Source organism: Streptomyces sp. NPDC051569, assembly GCF_044454085.1.
Lineage (GTDB): Bacteria > Actinomycetota > Actinomycetes > Streptomycetales > Streptomycetaceae > Streptomyces.
In genome coordinates this window covers 419,613-439,436 of record NZ_JBITDJ010000003.1, presented here as the reverse complement: position 1 = coordinate 439,436, position 19,824 = coordinate 419,613, and the positions used below count along the sequence as shown (strand labels likewise).

The 19,824-nt window shown below is 71.8% G+C and carries 16 protein-coding genes and 1 pseudogene; 6 read left to right on the top strand and 11 right to left on the bottom strand.

Annotated features, from left to right (window positions below; translation table 11 throughout):
• Positions 1–15 precede the first annotated feature (15 nt).
• From ACIBAE_RS07715 to ACIBAE_RS07705, 3 genes and pseudogenes are all read right to left on the bottom strand, one after another.
• On the bottom strand, positions 16–1,209 hold the full coding sequence (locus ACIBAE_RS07715) for a glycine C-acetyltransferase (protein WP_399282949.1): 1,194 nt from the start codon (positions 1,207–1,209) through the stop codon (positions 16–18).
• 185 nt (positions 1,210–1,394) lie between these two features.
• Complete coding sequence (gene tdh / locus ACIBAE_RS07710) at positions 1,395–2,423, bottom strand: L-threonine 3-dehydrogenase (RefSeq protein ID WP_399282948.1); 1,029 nt, start codon at positions 2,421–2,423, stop codon at positions 1,395–1,397.
• 559 nt (positions 2,424–2,982) lie between these two features.
• Positions 2,983–3,805 (bottom strand): annotated as a pseudogene (locus tag ACIBAE_RS07705) (DMT family transporter); the annotation flags it as partial.
• Positions 3,806–4,106: 301 nt separating this feature from the next.
• Here ACIBAE_RS07705 and ACIBAE_RS07700 point away from each other — a divergent pair.
• Both ACIBAE_RS07700 and ACIBAE_RS07695 read left to right on the top strand, forming a co-directional pair.
• Complete coding sequence (locus ACIBAE_RS07700; RefSeq protein ID WP_399282947.1) at positions 4,107–4,706, top strand: TetR/AcrR family transcriptional regulator; 600 nt, start codon at positions 4,107–4,109, stop codon at positions 4,704–4,706.
• Between the two features lie 454 nt (positions 4,707–5,160).
• Positions 5,161–6,240 (top strand): hypothetical protein, encoded by a 1,080-nt coding sequence (locus ACIBAE_RS07695; protein WP_399282946.1) that lies wholly within the window; start codon positions 5,161–5,163, stop codon positions 6,238–6,240.
• Positions 6,241–6,331: 91 nt separating this feature from the next.
• On the opposite strand, the gene ACIBAE_RS07690 is transcribed toward ACIBAE_RS07695, so the two are convergent.
• The 7 genes from ACIBAE_RS07690 to ACIBAE_RS07660 all read right to left on the bottom strand — a co-directional run bounded on the left by ACIBAE_RS07690 (position 6,332) and on the right by ACIBAE_RS07660 (position 12,841).
• Positions 6,332–7,960: a cytochrome P450 gene (locus ACIBAE_RS07690; RefSeq protein WP_399282945.1), complete on the bottom strand. Its 1,629-nt coding sequence runs from the start codon at positions 7,958–7,960 to the stop codon at positions 6,332–6,334.
• A gap of 53 nt (positions 7,961–8,013) precedes the next feature.
• A complete protein-coding gene (locus ACIBAE_RS07685) occupies positions 8,014–8,637 on the bottom strand; it encodes a GTP-binding protein (RefSeq protein ID WP_399282944.1) in 624 nt (207 codons plus the stop codon).
• Complete coding sequence (locus tag ACIBAE_RS07680; RefSeq protein WP_399282943.1) at positions 8,618–8,989, bottom strand: DUF742 domain-containing protein; 372 nt, start codon at positions 8,987–8,989, stop codon at positions 8,618–8,620. The genes ACIBAE_RS07685 and ACIBAE_RS07680 overlap by 20 nt, the downstream gene beginning before the upstream one ends.
• Positions 8,986–9,393, bottom strand: coding sequence for a roadblock/LC7 domain-containing protein (locus ACIBAE_RS07675; RefSeq protein WP_399282942.1), 408 nt, complete (start codon positions 9,391–9,393; stop codon positions 8,986–8,988). The genes ACIBAE_RS07680 and ACIBAE_RS07675 overlap by 4 nt, the downstream gene beginning before the upstream one ends.
• Complete coding sequence (locus ACIBAE_RS07670; RefSeq protein ID WP_399282941.1) at positions 9,390–11,078, bottom strand: sensor histidine kinase; 1,689 nt, start codon at positions 11,076–11,078, stop codon at positions 9,390–9,392. Before ACIBAE_RS07670 ends, ACIBAE_RS07675 begins: the two co-directional genes overlap by 4 nt.
• A 588-nt stretch (positions 11,079–11,666) precedes the next feature.
• Entirely contained in the window at positions 11,667–12,323 is a 657-nt protein-coding gene (locus ACIBAE_RS07665) for a hypothetical protein (RefSeq protein WP_399282940.1), read from the bottom strand.
• A 128-nt stretch (positions 12,324–12,451) separates the two neighbouring features.
• On the bottom strand, positions 12,452–12,841 hold the full coding sequence (locus ACIBAE_RS07660) for a hypothetical protein (RefSeq protein ID WP_399282939.1): 390 nt from the start codon (positions 12,839–12,841) through the stop codon (positions 12,452–12,454).
• A gap of 146 nt (positions 12,842–12,987) precedes the next feature.
• Between ACIBAE_RS07660 and ACIBAE_RS07655 the strand changes: the two genes are divergently transcribed.
• The gene (locus ACIBAE_RS07655; RefSeq protein WP_399282938.1) at positions 12,988–14,322 is read left to right on the top strand and encodes a hypothetical protein; all 1,335 of its coding nucleotides are present in this window, start codon (positions 12,988–12,990) and stop codon (positions 14,320–14,322) included.
• On the opposite strand, the gene ACIBAE_RS07650 is transcribed toward ACIBAE_RS07655, so the two are convergent.
• Positions 14,303–16,456 (bottom strand): tetratricopeptide repeat protein, encoded by a 2,154-nt coding sequence (locus tag ACIBAE_RS07650; RefSeq protein ID WP_399282937.1) that lies wholly within the window; start codon positions 16,454–16,456, stop codon positions 14,303–14,305. The genes ACIBAE_RS07655 and ACIBAE_RS07650 overlap by 20 nt on opposite strands.
• A 331-nt stretch (positions 16,457–16,787) precedes the next feature.
• Between ACIBAE_RS07650 and ACIBAE_RS07645 the strand changes: the two genes are divergently transcribed.
• The 3 genes from ACIBAE_RS07645 to ACIBAE_RS07635 all read left to right on the top strand — a co-directional run bounded on the left by ACIBAE_RS07645 (position 16,788) and on the right by ACIBAE_RS07635 (position 19,722).
• The gene (locus tag ACIBAE_RS07645) at positions 16,788–17,744 is read left to right on the top strand and encodes a helix-turn-helix transcriptional regulator (RefSeq protein WP_399282936.1); all 957 of its coding nucleotides are present in this window, start codon (positions 16,788–16,790) and stop codon (positions 17,742–17,744) included.
• A complete protein-coding gene (locus tag ACIBAE_RS07640; protein WP_399282935.1) occupies positions 17,741–18,373 on the top strand; it encodes a dihydrofolate reductase family protein in 633 nt (210 codons plus the stop codon). Before ACIBAE_RS07645 ends, ACIBAE_RS07640 begins: the two co-directional genes overlap by 4 nt.
• Positions 18,374–18,483: 110 nt before the next feature.
• A complete protein-coding gene (locus ACIBAE_RS07635; RefSeq protein ID WP_399282934.1) occupies positions 18,484–19,722 on the top strand; it encodes a D-alanyl-D-alanine carboxypeptidase family protein in 1,239 nt (412 codons plus the stop codon).
• The last annotated feature ends 102 nt before the right edge of the window (positions 19,723–19,824 follow it).

Sequence of the window (19,824 nt, the reverse complement as noted above, 5' to 3'; positions counted from 1 at the left end):
CCCGGCGCGCCCCGGTCAGCTCTTCAGCGCCTCGCGCGCGTCGATGAACGCCGCGACCGCCCGCTCCACGTCCGCCGTGGAGTGCGCGGCGGACAGCTGGACCCGGATCCGCGCCTGGCCCATCGGGACGACGGGGTACGAGAAACCGATCACGTACACGCCGCGCTCCAGCAGCAGTTCCGCCATCCGGCCCGCCTCCGCCGCGTCGCCGATCATCACCGGCGCGATGGCGTGGTCGCCGGGCAGGATCTCGAAGCCCGCCTCGGTCATCTTCGTACGGAAGAGCTTGGTGTTGGCGTTCAGCCGGTCGCGCAGCTCGCCCGCGCTCTCCAGCAGGTCGAGGACCTTGATCGACGCGGCGGCGATGACCGGCGCGAGCGAGTTGGAGAAGAGGTACGGGCGGGAACGCTGGCGCAGCAGCGCGACGATCTCGGCGCGGGCCGCGACGTAGCCGCCGGACGCGCCGCCGAGCGCCTTGCCGAGGGTGCCGGTGATGATGTCGACGCGGTCCATCACGCCGTGCAGTTCGGGGGTACCACGGCCACCGGGACCGACGAAGCCGACAGCGTGCGAGTCGTCGACCATGACCATCGCGTCGTAACGGTCGGCGAGGTCACAGATCTCGGCGAGCGGCGCGACATAACCGTCCATGGAGAACACACCGTCGGTCACGATCAGCCGGCGACGGGCGTCCTGGGACTCCTTGAGCCTGGCCTCCAGGTCCGCGAGATCGCGGTTGGCGTAGCGCAGGCGGCGGGCCTTGGACAGCCGGATGCCGTCGATGATGCTGGCGTGGTTGAGGGCGTCGGAGATGACCGCGTCCTCCGGGCCGAGCAGCGTTTCGAAGACGCCGCCGTTGGCGTCGAAGCAGGAGGAGTAGAGGACCGTGTCCTCCTGGCCGAGGAACAAGGAGAGGCGCTGCTCCAGCTCCTTGTGGATCTCCTGAGTGCCGCAGATGAAGCGCACCGAGGCCATGCCGTAGCCCCAGCGGTCGAGCGCGTCCTTGGCGGCGGCGACGACGTCGGGGTGGTCGGCGAGACCGAGATAGTTGTTGGCGCAGAAGTTGAGTACGTCACCGGGGGTACCGCCCGTGGCGACGGAGACGGAGGCGTTCTGCGGGGTGGAGATCACACGCTCGGGCTTGAAGAGACCGGCGTCGCGGATCTCGTCAAGAGTGGCGCGGAGATCGTCCCGGACGGACGCGAACATAAAGGGGCTCCTTAAGGGGCGGACGAGGGGCGAGTGAGCCGAAGGGGCGCGCCGCTGTCGAGAAGGAGAGCGCGCACAGGTCGTGAGGGCTGTACCGACATGCGACTCCGCCGCGCGAGCGACCGAGCACGGTCGACCGTCGACAGTGGCACACAGCGCCCCGGAGGCGACCCGCGCCCCCGGGATCAGGCGGTCCAGTCGAGGATGATCTTGCCGCTGCGGGCCGTGGACGCCTCGTCGAACGCGGCGTCGAAGTCCTGGTAGCCGTAGCTGCCGGTGATGACGGGGGTCAGGTCGAGGCCGCCTTCGAGCAGGACGGTCATCGCGTACCACGTCTCGAACATCTCACGGCCGTAGATGCCCTTGACCGTGATCATGGAGGTGACGATCTTCGACCAGTCGACGGCGAACTCTTCGGCGGGCAGGCCGAGCATGGCGATCCGGCCGCCGTGCGTCATGTTGTCGATCATGTCGCGCATGGCCTCGGGGCGGCCGGACATCTCCAGGCCGATGTCGAAGCCTTCCTTGAGGCCGAGCTGCCGCTGCGCCTCGGCGATGTTGGTCTTCGAGACATCGAGAGCGAGCGTGGCGCCGACCTTGCGGGCGAGTTCGAGGCGGTCCGGGCTGACGTCGGTGATCACGACATTGCGCGCGCCGGCGTGCCGGGCGACGGCCGCGGCCATGATCCCGATCGGGCCCGCGCCGGTGATCAGCACGTCCTCGCCGACGAGCGGGAAGGAGAGCGCGGTGTGCACGGCGTTGCCGAAGGGGTCGAAGATGGCGGCGACGTCGAGGTTCACCTCGGTGCGGTGCACCCAGACGTTCGAGGCGGGCAGGGCGACGTACTCGGCGAACGCGCCGTCGCGGCCGACGCCGAGGCCGATGGTGCTGCGGCAGAGGTGGCGGCGGCCCGCGAGACAGTTGCGGCACTTGCCGCAGACGAGGTGGCCCTCGCCGCTGACGAGATCGCCGACGGCGATGTCCTCCACGCCCGCGCCGACGGCGGCGACCTCGCCGACGAATTCGTGGCCGAGGACGAGCGGGGTCTTGACGGCTTGCTGGGCCCAGCCATCCCACGCCCGGATGTGCAGATCGGTACCGCAGATGCCGGTGCGGAGCACCTTGATCAGTACGTCACCGGGCCCGATCTCCGGTTCCGGCACGTCCATGAGCCACAGCCCCGGCTCGGCCGTCTTCTTCACAAGTGCCTTCATGGGCGTGGCTCCCGGGTGCTGGTGCTGGTGCTCATCGATGACCACTGGTGGGTGGTCATGCACCAATTTGCCGAGCTCAGGCCGCTTACGTCCATCGAGGATTTCTTAAGCGACCCCACAGCACAGCTTCACGCGGCCGCGCGGCGCCGCCGTCTGCGTTGCCGGGGCCCGGGTGTGCGTGCCGGTGAGTCTCCGGCGAGGGCCAGCTCCGGGGCGGAAACCGGCACGTCCCAGATGGCCCCCGCTGATACGGCCAACCGGGTGACGCCCCGGGCCGGGGCGGCGGCCTCGGGTACGGCCGACAGCAACGCCCCCTGCGTGGATACGGCGGGGATCGGCGTGTCGGGCGCGCCCGCGCCGGCGGTCACGGAGTCAGGGGTGACGGCGTCCGGGGTGACGGCGTCCGGGGTGACCGCGTCCGGGGTGACCGCGTCCGGGCGCTGCGGCGGCACCGTACGCACGGCCGCCTCCAGGGGCAGCCCTGATGCCTGCGGTTGCGCCACGACCTGCGTCTGCGGCTTCGTCTGCGGCTGCGGCTGCGGCTGCGCCTGGGTCGCGGTCGTTCGGGTCAGCAGGACGACCCCTCGCGCCGCCACCACCGCGCCCACGATCGCGGCGGCGACACCGAGCGCACCGCCGTGCAGGCGTTCTCCCAGCAGCGCCAGTCCTATGGCCGACGCGGCGACCGGATTGGCGAGGGTCAGAACCGCGAGGGGGGCGCCGAGGCCGCCGCCTTGATAGGCCCTCTGCGACAGCAGCAGACCGCCCGAGGCGAAGCCCGCGACCAGCAGAGCGACGGCCGCGACCTGCCACAGCGGCAGTGCGCCCGTGCCGCGCGCCGTGGCGGCGACCGTGACCGTCTGGGTGAGGGCCGAGGCGACCCCTGAGGTGATCCCGGAGGACGCCGCGTGGCGCAGCCCGGGACGGGCTCCCGGCCTGGTCAGGAGAGCGACCAGAGCCATGGCCGCGCCCGCGACACCCAGGGCCTGTGGCAGCGTGAGTGTTTCGCTCGGGGCCGCACCCGCCGCCGTCAGCAGGATGACCGCGAGACCGATGAGGGTGAACGCCGTGCCGCGCCACTCACCCCTGCTGACCTGCCGCCCGGCTCGGCGCGCGCCGAGTGGAACGGCCGCGACCAGGGTGAGCGCGCCCAGCGGCTGGACCACGGTGAGCGACCCGTAGGTCAGCGCCGCGACGTGCAGCAGCGCGCCGGTCGCGTTCAGTCCGACGGCCCACCACCAGGCACCGTGGCCGAGCAGACTGATCAGTCCGCTCTTCGGCGCCGTGCGGGCGGCGAGCCGTTCCTGCGCCACGGCCGCCGAGGCGTACGCGACGGCGGAGACCAGGGACAGCGCGATGGCCACCGCTATCGCGCCGCTCACCGGGCCGCCCCTGTCGTGACGGCTCCGACGGCGAGCGACAGTTCAAGTACGAGGGACGGTCGGGCGGAAGACTGCGGCTTCCGTTCGGCGGGCCCCGTGCGGGCGTTCATCACCCGACCCCCTTGCGTGGACGACACGGCGTGCTGGGACGGCGTGGTGGTGCGGCGGCGCGGTCCGAACCGCGCCCTTTCGATACGCCAGTGTACCGATACGGGCTCGTATCGGTACACTGGCGTATCGGTACGTGGCCGTATCGATGCGGAAGACCTACCGGGGAGGATCGATGGGGGAAGGAGAGACGATGACACCGCAGCGCCGCTCCAAGATCACGCCGGAACGGGAGCTGGAGTTCTACGAGGCCGTCCTGGACCTGCTCAGGGAAGGCGGCTACGACACGCTGAGCATGGAGGGTGTCGCCGCTCGCACCCGTTGCGGAAAGTCCACGCTCTACCGCCAGTGGCGTACGAAGCCACAGCTGGTCGCGGCCGCTCTGCGGGGCACCCGCTGCGGCGGCAAGCTGGAGGATGTCGACACCGGCTCCCTCGCGGGGGACCTGCGCGCCGCGGCCCGTTCGATCGCGGCCGGCTCGGGGGACGACACCGCGCTGATGCACGCGCTGAGCCACGCGGCCCTGCAGAATCCGGACCTGCTGCGGGCATTGCGCGAGGCCCTGGTCGAGCCGGAGATCGCGGCGATCGACAGCATGATCCGCCGCTCCGTGGAACGCGGCGAAGTCGCGGCCGACAATCCGGCGACGGAGTTCGTGGCCGCCCAGCTGATCGGCGTCATGCGCGCCCGGCCGATCATGGAAGGCCGGTACGCGGACGAGGCGTATCTCGCGCGCTTCCTGGAGGCCGCCGTCCTCCCGGCACTCGGACTGCGAGCCACCTCGCCCTCATGACCGGCGGGCCGTCGTCCGAGCGGATGACGACGGCACGCCCGCGCCGCACCGTGGGGACGGGGGCGGCGCACCCCCGGCCGGTGGGCCCCTTCCGAGGAAGGGGCCCACCGGCATGTCCAGCCGGTTCGGCCACAGCGATCCGGACGGCGCCGGCGGGCGGTTCGGCCCGCCACCGGAGCACTTCGCGGATGAGCGGCCTCGCGGGGGCGGCGGACGGAAGGAGACACGAGCGGACGGAAACAGACGGAAGCGGCCGGAAGAAGACCCAGAAGCGCCGATCAAGAACTGACAAGCAGTCAATTTCAGCCACACAGTGGCCAATTGCTGAGATGTCGGCGAGCCAAGGTGGGCATATACGCTCCATCCGAACCGCACCGCCCCGCTTCGCGGCACGTCGTGCACCGCGGCACGTCCGCGCGCCGCGTCCGTCCCTCGCCGCACCAGGAGGCAGATCGTGACCTGTGTCTCGGAAAAGATCTCGGTCCAACAGCTTCCGGCTGTGCCCTTCTACTGCCCCGTCCCGTCAGCCAGGCATCCATCCGTCGACGTCCTGAACGATCTGACCGTACGGTGGATGCTCAAGCAGCGGCTCGATACCGACGAGCGCCAGCTCAAGCGCCTCGCCATCTGCGACTTCGGCGGTCTGACCGCCTCGACGATGCCGTACGGTCAGCTCGAACCGCTCACCCTGATGGCCAAGTTCCACGCCGTGCTCTTCTCGCTCGACGACGGGGTGTGCGACGAGTCCGGCGCCACGGCGGATCTGCTGGCGCAGGAGACCTCCCGCATCATGCGCGCCGTGGAGGCCCCGGCCGCGGGATCAGCCGGGGACTCCCCGCACGCGGCCGCGCTGCGCGGGCTCCGGCTGGAGCTGGAGCGGTTCGCCTCCCCCGGCCAGCTGCACCGGATGACGGACGCCATGCGTGTCTACACCTCCGGCCTGGTGTGGGAGGCGTCCTGGCGCCGCAACCCACGCCTTCCTTCGCTGGACGACTACATCACCCTGTGGATGCGCGCCATAGGGATGGCACCGTCCACCGCGATGATCGAGATTGTCGGTGGCTTCTCCGTGGCGGACGAGGACATGCAGGACCCCCGGGTCCGGGCCCTCACCGAGATCACCTGGACGCTGGTCAGCTGGGACAACGACCTCTACTCCCGCAACAAGGAACTGATGCGGGCCGACGACAACCTCAATCTGATCGACGTCATCTGCCAGGAGCAGGACTGCGACCCGCACCACGCACTCGTCCGGGCGGTGGCGATGCGGGACCGCGTCATGGTGCTCTTCGACCGGCTGGCCGGTCAGGTGCTCAAAGAGGCGGACGACGGGCTGCGCCGCTACGTCGAGGGACTCGGTCAGTTCGTCCGGGGGCACCTCGACTGGGCGTCGTCCTGCCCCCGCTACGCCGTACCGTCGGGGCCGAAGGCGACCCCTGGCGGATGGTGGAAGCAGCAGCCGGCCGACGACAGCGCGGAGCCGCTGCCGATTCCCACGATCGCCTGGTGGTGGGACCAACTGGACGCGGGCTGAACGGCGGTGTCCCCGGCTGTCCCGACCGCTCCTCTCCGCCGCACCCGACCCGGCGTCAGCCCCGTCCCGTCCGTCCCACTCGTCGGACCCCTCAGTCCCCCCGCCACCAGCGCGTCACCGCGCGCCAGGCCCGCTGCGGAGCCGCGCCCGTGCGCTGCGCCGGGATCACCGGGGCGGCGGGCGCCGGGACCGGAGGGGGCACGGCGGCCGACGCCGGGTCCGGTGCGGCGGCCGGATCGGTCGCGGAGCCCGGTACGGTTCCCCGCGCCACGGAGCCCGGCGGTACGGGTCCCGGCGGTACGGAGCCCGGCCGCGGCGACTCCACCCGCCACTGCGGCCGGGGCGCGGCGACCGTCGGACTCGGCGGCCCGGTGACGTCCTGCGGCGGGCGGGGAGCGAAGGTCACGGGCAGTTCCACCAGATGGCGCGACATCAGTGAACCGGTCCAGCGCAGTTCGTCCTCCTCCACGGCGAGCTGGAGGTCCGGCAGACGCAGCAGCAACGCGTCGATCCCGGTGTCGGCGATGGCCCGCCCGATGTCCTGCCCCGGGCACTCGTGCGGGCCGCCGCTGAAGGCCAGGTGGGAGCGGTTGCCCTGCATGGAGGCGTTCAGGTCGGGGCGTACCACCGGGTCCACGTTGGCCGCGGCGATGCCGACGACGAGCGCGTCACCGGCCTTGATGCGCTGACCGCCGAGTTCGGTGTCGCCCACCGCCCACCGGCCGAAGATCGTGGTGAACGGGGGCTCGTCCCACAGGGTCTGCTCGACCGCTTCCGGCAGGGTCATATGGCCGCCGCTCAGCTGAGCCCGGAACCGCGGATCGGTGAGTACCATGCGCAGCACGTTGGCGATGAGGTTGGCGGTGGTCTCGTACGCGGCGATCAGCACCAGCCGCAGGTGCTGGCTGACCTCGTCGTCGCTGAGGCCGGCCGGGTGCTCCACCAGCCAGGTCGCGAAGTCCTCCTCGGGCACGGCCCGGCGGCGGGTCACCAGTCTGCCCATCGCCCCCATCACGTACGCGTTGCTCTCGTTGGCCGTCGCGGTGCCCTTGATCATGTCGCGGGCGGCCTGCACCATGCGTTCGCTGTACTCCTCCGGCATGCCGAGGATCTGGGTCATCACCATCATCGGCAGATGCTCGGCGAAACGGCTGACCAGATCCGCCTTGCCGTCCAGGCAGAAGTCGTTGACCAGCCGGTTGCTGAACCGGTTGATGTAACGCCGGACGCCGCGGTGGTCGATGCGGGCGATCGAGTCCGTGACCGCGCCGCGCAGCCGTTCGTGGTCCGCGCCGTCGGCGAAGACGCAGATGGGCTGCCAGCTGAAGACGGGGGCGAGGGGATGGTCGGGCGGCGCGGTGCCGTCGTGGACCGCGCGCCAGCGCCGGGAGTCCCGGGAGAACTGCGACGGGGTACGCGTCATGTGCAGGTTGTCGCTGTGGCCGAGGACGAGCCAGGCCGGAACGTCGCCGTGGAGGAGCACGGGCGCGACGGAACCGTGTTCGGCGCGCAGCTTCTCGTACAGGCCCATCGGGTCGCTCTCGGCCTCGGGCCCGTACAGCCGCCGCAGCCCGTTGGGGCGCAGGCCGTCGGCGGCCGGGCTCTCGGCGGCCGGACTCTTCGAGCTGAGTCCGTTCACCGTGAGGCCGTGGGCCGGGCAGCCGGGGGGCGGTGCCGCGTGGTCGTCCGCCCCGGGGCGGTGGGAAAAGGGGGTCGTCACAGTCACTCCAGGAATGAGGCCGGAAGGTACGGGGACAGGCGCCGGTCAACGGGTCAGCCGGGCGGCGCGGCCAGCGAGTGCAGATAGCGCATCAGCGTCAGCAGGACATCGCGGCTGGACGCCCGCAGCCGTGCGTCGCAGTCCACCATCGGGACCTCGTCGGGCAGGTCCAGGGCGGTGCGGAGCGCCTCGACGGGATGGTGCGGCGCGTCCGGGAAGGTGTTGACGGCGACGACGAAGGGGACGCCACGCTCCTCCAGGCGTCCGATGACGTCGAAGCTGACTTCGAGGCGGCGGGTGTCGACCAGCACGACGGCGCCGAGGGCGCCCTCGAAGAGGCCGTTCCACAGGAACCAGAAGCGCTCCTGGCCGGGGGTGCCGAAGAGGTACAGCACCAGTTGATCGGTGATGCTGATCCGGCCGAAGTCCATGGCGACCGTGGTGGCGGTCTTGCTCTCCACCCCGGCGTTGTCGTCCACCCCCACCCCGGCCTGGGTCATGGTCTCCTCGGTGGTGAGCGGCCGGATCTCGCTGACCGAACCCACCATCGTCGTCTTACCGACCCCGAATCCGCCCACGATCACGATCTTCACGGCGGAGGTGGCCGTGGTGGGCAGGATGTCCTCGCTCCGGGGGCCCGCGATGGTGTCAGCGCTTCTAGAGTCTTTGAAGTCCATGCATCACCGCTTCGAGAAGGGACCGGTCGGGGAGTGCGGCGCGCACGATGGGCGCGCGCGATTCGACCAGCTCGGTCGCGAGCAGATCGGTCAGCAGCGCGGTCACCACGCTGAAGGGGAGGCTGAGGTAGGCCGAGAGTTCGGCCACGGACAGCGGTGCCTGGCACAGCCGGAGAATCGCGGCCTGTTCCGGCTGCACCGTGGGCGACGGTTCGTCCTTGGCCACGATCATGGTGACCAGGTCGAGCTCGGCCCGCTCGGCGCCGTCCGGGCCGCCGGTGATCACGTACAGCCGTTCCGGGTCGCCCACGTCCGCGTCGGGGCGCCGTCGTTCTCGTCGGGGGGTCGTCATCCGGCCTGCCCGTCATGGCGCGGCGGGCTCGTCAGATGGGCGCCGATACGGACCACCATGTCCCGCATCCGGGCCCCCACCAGTCCCGCGTCCACCGTCTCGTCGGCGAGGACCGCGAGATACGCGCCGTCGCCGGCCTCCATCAGGTAGAAGAAGCCGCCCCCGACCTCGATGACGACAAGCCGCATCCGCCCGTCGCTGGACGGGATTTCGGCCGCTACGGCGGCGGCCAGGCTCTGCAGTCCGGCGCAGGCCGCCGCGAGCCGGTCGGCGACGTCCGGGTCGCCGCCGTGCCGGGCGATTCTGAGACCGTCGGCGGAGAGCACCACGATCTGCTGGATCTGCGGTACGCCGTCGGCCAGTTCCTTCAGCATCCAGTCCAAGTTCGCGCGCTGCCCGATCACTTCAGATCTCCCTTGCCCCACGTGTCATCGGATTCGCCACGGTCGCCGGGCTGGGCCGGCGCCTCCCCTGCTCCGGTCGACGGCTCCTGCGGGGCGCCGTTGACCGCCTTGGTGAATGCTTCGAGCCAGATGCCGGGACCGGGCTTCCCGCCCGGGGCCTCGCCCTGGGCCCGGCCGTTGCCCGTCTCCCGGCCGTCCCCCGGGGGACGGCCGGGGACGCCACCGGACGTACCGCCGGGAGCACGGCCCTGGGTATCGGCCGGCACGCCGCTGCGTCGCCCGTTGGCCGGCGTGCGCGTCAGGTTGTGGGATCCGAGCGGAGCGCGGCCGCGGCTGCGCCGCTGCGGCAGTCCGTTCTCGGTCCACTCCGTGACCACCGGGACGTCGTCGCCCATGGCCGCCACGAGCGGGGCCGGCCGCTGGGGTCCGGTGACCGGCCAGGGCACGCGGTCGGCCGGGCGGAGCACATCCTTCGTCGGCAGTTCCATGCCGCTGCCCCGGGGCATCGCCGAGGCGCCGATGCCATGGGCGATACCGGGCGCGGGGCCGGTGGTGACGATGTCGCGGGGCACGACGAGGACGGCGCGGACGCCACCGTAAGCCGACTGACGCAGCGACACCTGGAGGTTGTACATCTGGCAGAGCCGGCCGACCACGGCCATCCCGAGCCGGGGCGTCTCGCCGAGGTCGTTGAGGTCGATACCGGCCTGGGCCTGCGCGAGCATGCGCTCGGCCCGGGTCCGCGCCTCCTCACTGAGGCTGACGCCGCCGTCCTCGATCTCGATGGCGATGCCCGTCTGCACCTCGACCGCCGTGACATGGACGCGGGTCTGCGGCGGGGAGTAGCGGGTGGCGTTGTCGAGGAGTTCCGCGCAGGCGTGGATGAGCGGTTCGACGGCCGTGCCGATGATGGCGACCTTGGCGATCGAGTGCAGGTCGACCCGCTGGTACTCCAGGATCCGGGACATGGCGCCACGCAGCACGCTGAACAGCGGCACGGGCTTGGGCCATTGGCGCCCGGGGCGGGCCTTCCCGAGGACGGCGATGCTGTCGGCGAGCCGGCCGATCAGCGCCGTGCCGTGGTCGATGCGCAGCAGGTCGTCGAAGACCTCGGGGTTGCGGCCGTGGTGCTCCTCCATCTCCCGCAGTTCGCTGGCCTGCTGGTGCACGATGGCCTGGACGCGGCGGGCGATGTTGACGAAGGAACGCTGCGCGGACTCGCGCATGGCTTCCTCGTTGTCGACGATCTCCAGTACGGAGCGGAGCAAGGAGCGCTGCGCGGCCGGGAGTTCTCGGTACCGCTCGTCGCCGTCCACGACGGCGCGCATCACCTCCAGCGGTGATTCGCCCTGCCGGAGACGGAAGATGGCGGCCGGCATCAGCTCCTTGCCGAGCCGTACGGTCTCCTCGTCGTGTTCGGCGATCCGCCGCTCCAGCAGCGCGACGCGGTAGGCGTAGTGCTCGTGGAGCGTACTGACGGCCCTGCTGCGGCGGGCCAGTTCCACGGCGCACCAGGTGACGACGACGGTGGCGACCGTGCCGTACAGCACCAGCGGTATGCGGGCGGCGTCCTCGACGGCGGCCACCACGACGGCCGTTACCGCCACCATCAGCACAGCGGGGAGTACGAGCGCGCGGACGACAGGGGAAGCCTGATCATTAGGGGGTGCTTCGACACGAACCATGTAAGCCCTCTGGCGGTTGTTTCAGGTCGGATAATTCGAACGTTCGAGACACCAGGGAACAAGTGCCTGATTACGTATCAACTCGGCGCGCTCCGCGAGAGCTTAGCCCGACCGGATCACCACATCGGCATATTCACGTAACCGCCTGCACGGACCGCCCCGGCGGGCATACACTCGCCCATTTGCACGGTGTGCGCCCGCGGTGGCACGAAGAGTGACGCCTCTGCCGGCGGCGGATGCCGGCCGGGTGCGGCGAGGCATGTCACGGCAGGTGCGCCGACATGACGACGGGGCCGCCCCGGTCAGGGACGGCCCCGCCTCCGGCCTCACATCCGGCCCGGGCCCCGCTCACCGTGAAGGCCGGTCCCCCTGGTCCATCGGGCGGGCCGTCGGCACACGCAGCCCCTGAGCACGTCGCTCCTCCCGGCGTCGGAAGCGGCGCCGGAAGGTCTCCGCCCATGTCCGTGGTCTCGCCGGGGAAGAACGCGGCTCCGGGTGGGTGAACGAACCGGAGTCCGAGGGCGGGAAGACCCGATCGACGAGCGCGGCGAGCAACCGGTCCAGGACGACGAGCATGTACTTCTCCGATCAGGTCCCGCAGGAGGCGCGGACGTACTTGCCCACCTCGTACGGTCCGCCATGGTCACCGCGGGTGTCCACCAGGTGGGTACGGACCTGGAGGTTGTAGTTGTAGGTGCCCCCACCGGGGCAGCCGATGGTCCAGAGCGTGTCGTTGACGCCTGTGGGCGAGTAGACGAAGCGGCTGTTCGTCCAGGAGGTGTACGCGCGCGGCCCCGACCAGGACGATCGCAGGAACTGGCCCCGCGTGTAGTGGTACAGGTAGCTGCCCGAGCAGAGCTCATGACTGGACGACGACAGATATCTCCCCTTCTTGGCGGTCGGCTTGGCCCAGGTCGAACACAGCCACCCGGCGGCGGCAGCCGACTTCCCGGCGGACCGGGGCAACTCCACTCCCGGCGGTGAGAAGTTCGCGGGGTCGTTGTTCTCCGGGACGGAGGCGTCGAGCACATCGCTCGTCCACTCCTTGCCGGAATCGTCGGCCCCCCAGTGGACGACCACGGAGCCCTCACCCCGGAAGCCCTCCGCCGCCGCGCCATGCGCCTCAGCGGCAGTGGGCGCCGGCGGGAAATCGGCAGCCGGGGCGGAGGCGGCGGTATCCGCGGAGGCTGTCGACAGGCCCACCGTCATGACGGCCGCGATGAGGACGGACAGGGGGCTGGCCATGCGCACGGTGATTCCCTCCCGTTGCTGAACATGTCTTCCGCAGGGCTTTGCTCGCCCTTGACTTGATTGTCGTCACGCGTCCCGTCCTGCGAACCACATGGCGTCAGAAGCCACCTGATAGGTGATTCTCAGCGGTTATCGTTGCCCGCACAGATGAGCGCGGTAAGCCAGAGCGAGGGGGCGGCGGTGGACGGGGGGCGGGCCGGGTGGATACGGGTGCCGGTGGGGGCCGACTCGGCCCGGTGGGCGACGCGGGGCCGCTGCCGCCTGGTGCTGCTCGTCGTGCACAACGTGACCTCGGCGACCCGGCTGCTGGACGTACTACCGCTCTTCCGCGACGACCTGCGCGTCCAACTGCTCGCGACCTGCACCGGATCCTCGCCGTTCCGCTCGGGGGTGGCCGAACTGCTGGCGGAGACCGGCGTACCGGTCGTGCCCTGGGAGCAGGCACGCGAACTCCCGGTCGATCTGGCGATCTCGGCCAGTTTCGGCGGCCAACTGCATCTGATTTCAGGCAAATTGACCGTTCTCTCACACGGCGTCGGGTACAATAAGAGGCTGGCAACACCGGACACCGGACACCGGACACCGGACACCGGACACCGGACACCCTTCGCCCGGCGCCGCACCACCTGTCTTCGGGCTCTCCCCCGAGTGGCTCCTGGTGGACGGCTCCCCCGTCGCGGACGCGATGGTGCTGTCCCATCCCGAACAACTGGACCGGCTGCGCGCAGCCTGCCCGGAGGCCGCACCCACCGCTGTCCTCGCCGGGGATCCCTGTTTCGACCGGCTGCTGGCCGCCGTGCCCTACCGGGAACGCTTCCGCAGGGCCCTCGGCGTGCGGCGCGGGCAGCGGCTCGTTCTGCTCAACTCGACCTGGAATCCGGATGCGCTCTTCGGGGACGGCGGCGGGGAGGACGTCCTGCCCTCGCTCCTGCCCCGGCTGACCGCTGAGCTGCCCGCGGACGAGTACCGGCCCGCCGCCGTACTGCACCCCAATATCTGGCACGGTCACGGCCCCGGACAGATCCGCGCCTGGCTGGACCGGGCCCGGCGGGGCGGCCTGGCTCTGGTGGATCCGCTGGAGGGCTGGCGCCAGGCGCTGATCGCGGCCGACGTGGTGATCGGGGACACCGGATCGGTCAGTTACTACGCCGCCGCGATCGGCAGGCCCGTACTGATAGGCGCGGCATCGCCGGACGGCCTCGACCCCGGGTCGCCGGTGGCCGCGTTCGTCCGGGAAGCGCCCCGGCTCTCGCCGGACGTCCCGCTGCGAACGCAGCTGGACGCGTTGCTGGCCGGGCACCGCCCGCTGCCGGGTCCGGCGGAGCTGGTCTCCTCGGCGCCGGGCGAATCGGCGGCTCTGCTGCGCCGCCACTTCTACCAGCTGATCGGCGTCCCCGAGCCCCCGGAGCCCGCTCTGCTGGACCCGCTACCGCTCCCGCCGTACGAGGGAGTGTCCCGAACGGCTCCCCTGCGCGTGGTGACCCGGCTGCTGGATTCGGGCGAGATCGAGGTGAGCCGGTACGCCGATCCCCGGTCCGAACCTGGTGGGGACGGAGACGCGCATACGGCTGTGCACGAGGACACCCTGGACCCGGGCCGGCTGGCCCTGGCGGATGTGATCTACCGGGACGGGGCAGCGGACGATCCCCGGTTCGGCACGCCCGCGCAGTGGACGGCGGAAGTACTGGCCCGCCGACCGGGCGCTGCCCTCGCGGCCTACGTGACCGGCCCCGGCAGTTGTACGGTCCGCACCCGGAACGGATCGCTCCTGCGGCTCTCCGCCGACCCTGGGGGCGCTGCCCCGGCCGGTCTCCCGGGGGACCCTTCGGCGTATGCCTCAGCTCTGTACGCCCGGCTGTGCGACGGGAAGGAGCCGGAAGAGCTGATGGCGGGCGAGATGGCCGTACGGACCGGTAGTTGGGTACACCGGGTATCGGTCACGCCGCTCGCCGCCGGTTCCACGGGCGGCCCGGTCACTCCTCCCGCGCCCTGAGGCAGCGCTCGCGCAGACCCCGCAGATGGATGAGGTGGTGGGCGGCCTTGTCCTTGTCGAGCGCGTCCATCGCCTCGTCGATCAACGGGAGCGCGGCAGCGGGATCCCCCGCGTCGAGGTAGGTCTCGGCGAGGTCGGTGAGTGTCCTGGCGGTGTTGTACGCCTCGGCGACGGAGCGGAAGAAGCTCAGCGCGGTCTCCAGGCGCTCCTGGGCCTCGGCGAAACGGCCCAGACCGCGCAGGGCCCGGCCGCGGTGCCTTTCCAGCAGGGCCCGGGCCCTGGGCAGATCGCGCTCCCCCTCGTCACCGGGGCCGATTCCGCCGAGGATGACGGATGCCTCGTCGAAGCAGGCGTACGCCTCACGGAAGCGCCACTGCCGGAGCCGCAGAAGGCCGAGCGACTCGACGGCCGAGGCGTGGCCGCGTAGATGCCCGGACAGCTTCTCCGCCTCCGCGGCGGCGGTCAGTTCGGACTCGGCCTCCTCGTACTGCCTCAACTCGACCAGGTCCAGCGCCAGCAGGGAGTGCATGCGTCCGGCCATCCGGGTGCCCCGGTGGCAGGCGTCGGCGACGCGCGCGCCCGCGCGCAGTGCGGGGAGGAGTTCGTCGTGGTGCCCCGCCTTGAGCTGCAGGGGCCAGAGGGCCTGGCAGAGCTGGTACACCGAGTCCGGCAGGCCGAACTCCTCGGCTGCGTAGATGGCTTGGACCAGATTGCCCAGCTCGGCCCGCAGCGCCGTCAGCGCCTCGCCCTCATTGCCGTACGGGCTCGGGGTATGGGCCAGCTCGTCGTAGAGCGGGCCGATCCCCCAGCTCTGCGGCAGGGCGGCGAGCCTGGCCCGGACGGCGAAGCGCAGATACCACCACACCGTGCGGGTCACGGCCGCCGCGCAACCCGCGATGCCCTCCTCCCGGAAGGCGGCTTCCTCGGCATGCGCGCGGACCGCCGGCCGGTAGCGGTAGCGATCGGTGCCGGTCTCCTCCAGCAGCTGCAGAGCGACCAGTTCGCCCAGGCAGCCTGCGGCCTCGGGGGCTGTCATGCCGGTGGTGTGGGCGACGGCAGCGGGGCCGAACGCGGGCCATTCGCGCAGCCCCATCAGCCGGTAGACCCGGGCGGGACCGGGCGCGAGCTCGCTGTACGTCTGCACGACGGCGGTACGGACGGGATCGCCTTCCGCGACGGGCACGGTGGGGGCCTCCTCCGGACGATGCGGATCGGACAGCCGCGGATCGGACAGCCGCGGGGCGGCCGCCCGCAGGGCGTACGGGGAACCGGCGCACCGCTCCAGGAGGCGCGGCAGGACTCCCGCGGCCGCGGCCACGGTCTGTTTCCCCGCGAGGTCGGTGAGCAGCAGGCGGGCGTCCTTGTCGGTCAGCGGTCCGACCGGAACCGGCACGGCGTCCAGCCCGGGCAGCGGACGGCGGGCCACCACCACCGTGAACACTCCGGGGGCGGCGGTGAGCAGCGGCTTGACCTGTGCGGACGAGTGGGCGTGGTCGAGGACGACCAGGAGCCGCCGGTCGGCGACACAGCGCCGGAACGCCTCGCGTCTGTCCGCCTCGGCGGGCGGCACGTCGTCCTGTTCCATCCCGAGCTGGACGAGGAGGCTCCGCAGCACGGTGGCGGTGTCGAGCGCGGTCCCCGGCGAGGCACCCCGCAGGTCGACGTACACCTGTCCGTCCGGGAACCGGTCGGATTTCATGCACCCCCACCGGATGGCGAGGGCGCTGGTACCGATGCCCTCCGGCCCGTGGATCAGCGCGATCCGCGGCAGTCCGTCAGCCTTGCGCGTCGCCTCCCGGTCCAGCCGCTTCATCGGTTCCTGACGGTCCGTGAAGAACCTTGCGGGCGCGGGCAGGGTCGGCCTGGCGTCCGCTCTGCCGGGGCCGGGGGCCGTACGGGCGAACGCCGTCCAGGCATGGGCGAGCGCGGGGTCGTGCCGCACACCGTCGTGGACGAGCCGCGCCACGGCGGCCAGCTCGGCCGGCCCGGTGGGCGCGGTCACCTCCCGGCCGGCGATACGGCGCACCAGGCCACCGGCCGATTCCCAGGCCCATTTCCCCGCCTCATTGGCCATTCCCGCGCCCACGGTGCCCAGCACCGCGGTGATCGCCGCCAGTGAAATGGGATCCAGCATGCCCGCTCCCCCCGCTCCCCGAACTGTCGGGATCCACCGTAGGGCGGATCCCGGCGGAACGGGGAGGGTTGGCGTCTACTCGCACAACCTCGGCGACCGCGCGTCCGGGTCGCGCGTCCGCTCCCCGGTCGGTCCCCGGTCGGTCTCCGGTCGGTCCCGGTCGGTCTCCGGTCGCTCCCCGGTCGGTCTCCGGTCGCTCTGCCGCCGTCCTGGTCGTCCTGCTCTCGTCCTGCTGTCGTCCTGCCGCTGTCCAGCTGCCGGCCTGATCTCGTCCTGTCTGCTCGCCGAGCGGTACCAGGCAGGCTCAGCCCCGCGCGCTGATACTGACTCCATGACCCGACACGGAGAGCTGGGCACGGCCCTGCATCGCTGGCGTGACCGGATCGCACCGGCCGAGGCCGGGCTGCCCGCGGGCGAGCCCCGCCGGGCGCCCGGACTGCGGCGTGAGGAGCTGGCCCAGCTGGCCGGTCTGTCCGTCGACTACATCGTCCGGCTGGAGCAAGGCCGGGCGACCTCGCCCTCGGTGCAGGTGCTCACGTCGCTGTCGCGCGCCCTGCGATTGTCCGACCCCGAGCGCCGGCATCTGTTCCTGCTGGCCGGGCAGTCACCGCCCGCCCTGGGGCAGGTCTCGGACCTCGTACCCGCGAGCGTGCAGCGCCTGCTCGACCAGCTGGCCGGGACGCCGGTCGGCGTCCACGACGCCGCCTGGAATCTGATCACCTGGAATCCGCTCTGGGCCGCGCTCCTCGGGGACCCGTCGGCGGTCTCCGGGCGCGGGCGCAATGCCGCGTGGCAGCACTTCACGGGGCAGCCCAGCCGGATCACGCACACGCCGGAGCAGGAGGCCCGGTACGAGGCGGCCATCGTCGCCGACCTGCGCGCCGCGTCGGTGAACTACCCCACCGATGTGCGTCTGCGCTTCCTCATCGGGGAGCTGCGCCGCGCCAGCAGCCGGTTCGCGGGGCTCTGGAACTCCCGTATCGCCGATTTCCACGACACCGACACCAGGACCGTCCATCACCCGGATGTCGGACCGGTGACGGTGGACTGCGACACCCTCACCGTGCCCGGGTGCGATCTCCGCATCGCGGCCTATTCCGCCGTGCCCGGCACCGCGGCCGCCGACAAGCTCATGCTGCTGGACGTCATCGGCACCCAGACGATGCCCGAACCCGCCCCGCCCCCCGGCGCGGAGCCCGGCCCTGGCGCGGGTCCCGGCACGGGTCCCGGCGCGGGTCCTGGTTCCGGTACCGGCTCCGGCCCCGCCGGGGCGCCCGCCGACCTGTGACCTCAGCTCTCCGGGCCGGCCGCGCGGCCGGCCCCACCGTCCACACCAGCGCGAGCATGTCGCTGGACGGCTATATCGCGGGCCCCGGTGGGTCCGGCTTCGACCGGCTCTTCGCTTGGTACGGCAACGGTGAGGTCCCCGTGCCGACCGCTCAGGACGACAGGACGTTCACGATGTCCCCGGTGAGTGCGGAGGCGTGGCACGCCACCGTCGCGCGCACCGGGGCGCTCGTCGTCGGCCGACGGCTCTTCGATCTCACCTCGGGGTGGGGCGGAAATCACCCGATCGGGTGCCCGGTCGTCGTCGTCACGCACAGCGTCCCGGCGGACTGGCCGCACCGGGACGCGCCGTTCACCTTCGTCACGGACGGCATCGAGAGCGCGGTCGAACGGGCCAAGGCGCTCGCGGGCGACAAGGCGGTCGGCGTCAACGGAGGCACCATCGCGAGCCAGTGCCTGAATGCCCGGCTCCTCGACGAGGTGTGGGTCGATCTCGTGCCCGTCCTGCTCGGTGGCGGAACGCCTTTGTTCGATCGGCTGACGCACGTACCGGTGGAGCTGGACGGTCCGCTGTCGATCGCCCAGGGCACCGGCGTCACCCATCTGCGCTATCGCGTCCGTTACCCGTGACGGTCGTGGGCCGGTCCGGCCGAGTCCGGGTGGCGGCCGGTCGGGGCGGAGATACATCCGGTCGGCTCACGCGCGGTGCGCGGGACGCGGTCCGTTCCTAAGTTGGCTGAATGATCATCAGATCCGCGACGCGCTCCGCGCTCTCCGGGACGGTGGCCCTCGCCACCGGCCTGCTGGTCCTGCTGCCGGCGCCCATCCCGGCCGCCGCCGACTCCCGAACCGATCCGGCCCATGGCGCGCTGCTGTACCGGTCGGGCACGCAGGTACGGCCCCATCCGGGCGCCCGGGCGCTCCCGGGCAATGTGTCCGCCCTGTCCTGGCTGGTCGCCGATGTGCGTACGGGTGAGGTGCTGGCCGCCCACAACGCGCACCGCCGACTGCCGCCGGCCAGCACCCTCAAGACGCTCTTCGCCGTCACCGCCCTGCCGCATCTGTCCGAGCGGGCCCAGCACACGGTCACCGAGGCCGAACTGGAGGGGATCGGTGAGGGCAGCAGTCTGGTGGGCATCGTCCCGGGCCAGTCGTACCACGTGGCCGATCTGTGGCGGGGCGTCTTCCTCAGCTCGGGCAACGACGCGGTGCGTGTGCTGGCCTCGATGAACGGCGGATGGGACGCGACGATCAGCCAGATGCGGGAGAAGGCGAGGCAGCTGGGCGCGAAGGACACCCATGTGGTCTCCCCGGACGGCTACGACGCCGCCGGGCAGGTCTCCTCGGCGTACGATCTGGCGGTCTTCGGCCGCGCGGGCCTGGCCTTCCCGGAGTTCGTCCGCTACACCTCGACCCCCGATGCCCAGTTCCCCGGCGACGGAAGCACCTTCGGCATCCAGAACACCAACCGGCTGCTGAGCGGCGCCGACGGGGTCGAGCGCTATCCGGGCCTGATCGGTGTCAAGAACGGCTACACCTCGGAAGCCGGCAACACCCTGATCGCCGCGGCCCGCAGGGGCGACCGCACCCTGCTGGTGACGGTGATGAATCCGCAGTCGGGCTCGTCCCACGCCGTGTACGAGGAGGCCAGGTCGCTGCTGGACTGGGGCTTCGCCGCCGACGGCCGGGTCACCGCGGTGGGCTCGCTCCAGCCCCCGGCCCCCGCGCGCCCCGTACCGCCGAGCCAGGCGGCCCAGGCGGGTCCGGCCGCGCGGTCCGGCCAGGTCCCCGGATCGGCCGCCGTGGCCCCGCGAGCGGCTCCCGGCGCCCGGGGAACCAGCGCCGCGCGCGCGAAGGACGACGACGGTGCGGGCTCCGGGAGTCTCCTGCCCGTCGCCCTCATCGGTGCGGCCGTTCTCACGGCGGCCGCACTCTTTCTCGTACGGCACACGGCCCGGCGCCACCCGGACGGACGGTGATCTCGGCGGCCCGCCACGGGGACCACCGGTGATCTCGGCGGCCCGCCACGGGACTGCCGGTGAGCCGGGCGGCCACCCACGGACTTACCGGTGAGCCGGGCT

Bases quoted from the DNA above. Each gene is read 5' to 3' on its own strand.
- ACIBAE_RS07645 (WP_399282936.1), top strand. From the start codon at position 16,788: ATGACCCGACACGGAGAGCTGGGCACGGCCCTGCATCGCTGGCGTGAC.
- tdh (WP_399282948.1), bottom strand. From the start codon at position 2,423: ATGAAGGCACTTGTGAAGAAGACGGCCGAGCCGGGGCTGTGGCTCATG.
- ACIBAE_RS07685 (WP_399282944.1), bottom strand. From the start codon at position 8,637: ATGGACTTCAAAGACTCTAGAAGCGCTGACACCATCGCGGGCCCCCGG.
- ACIBAE_RS07670 (WP_399282941.1), bottom strand. From the start codon at position 11,078: ATGGTTCGTGTCGAAGCACCCCCTAATGATCAGGCTTCCCCTGTCGTC.
- ACIBAE_RS07715 (WP_399282949.1), bottom strand. From the start codon at position 1,209: ATGTTCGCGTCCGTCCGGGACGATCTCCGCGCCACTCTTGACGAGATC.
- ACIBAE_RS07650 (WP_399282937.1), bottom strand. From the start codon at position 16,456: ATGCTGGATCCCATTTCACTGGCGGCGATCACCGCGGTGCTGGGCACC.
- ACIBAE_RS07680 (WP_399282943.1), bottom strand. From the start codon at position 8,989: ATGACGACCCCCCGACGAGAACGACGGCGCCCCGACGCGGACGTGGGC.
- ACIBAE_RS07665 (WP_399282940.1), bottom strand. From the start codon at position 12,323: ATGGCCAGCCCCCTGTCCGTCCTCATCGCGGCCGTCATGACGGTGGGC.
- ACIBAE_RS07635 (WP_399282934.1), top strand. From the start codon at position 18,484: ATGATCATCAGATCCGCGACGCGCTCCGCGCTCTCCGGGACGGTGGCC.
- ACIBAE_RS07700 (WP_399282947.1), top strand. From the start codon at position 4,107: ATGACACCGCAGCGCCGCTCCAAGATCACGCCGGAACGGGAGCTGGAG.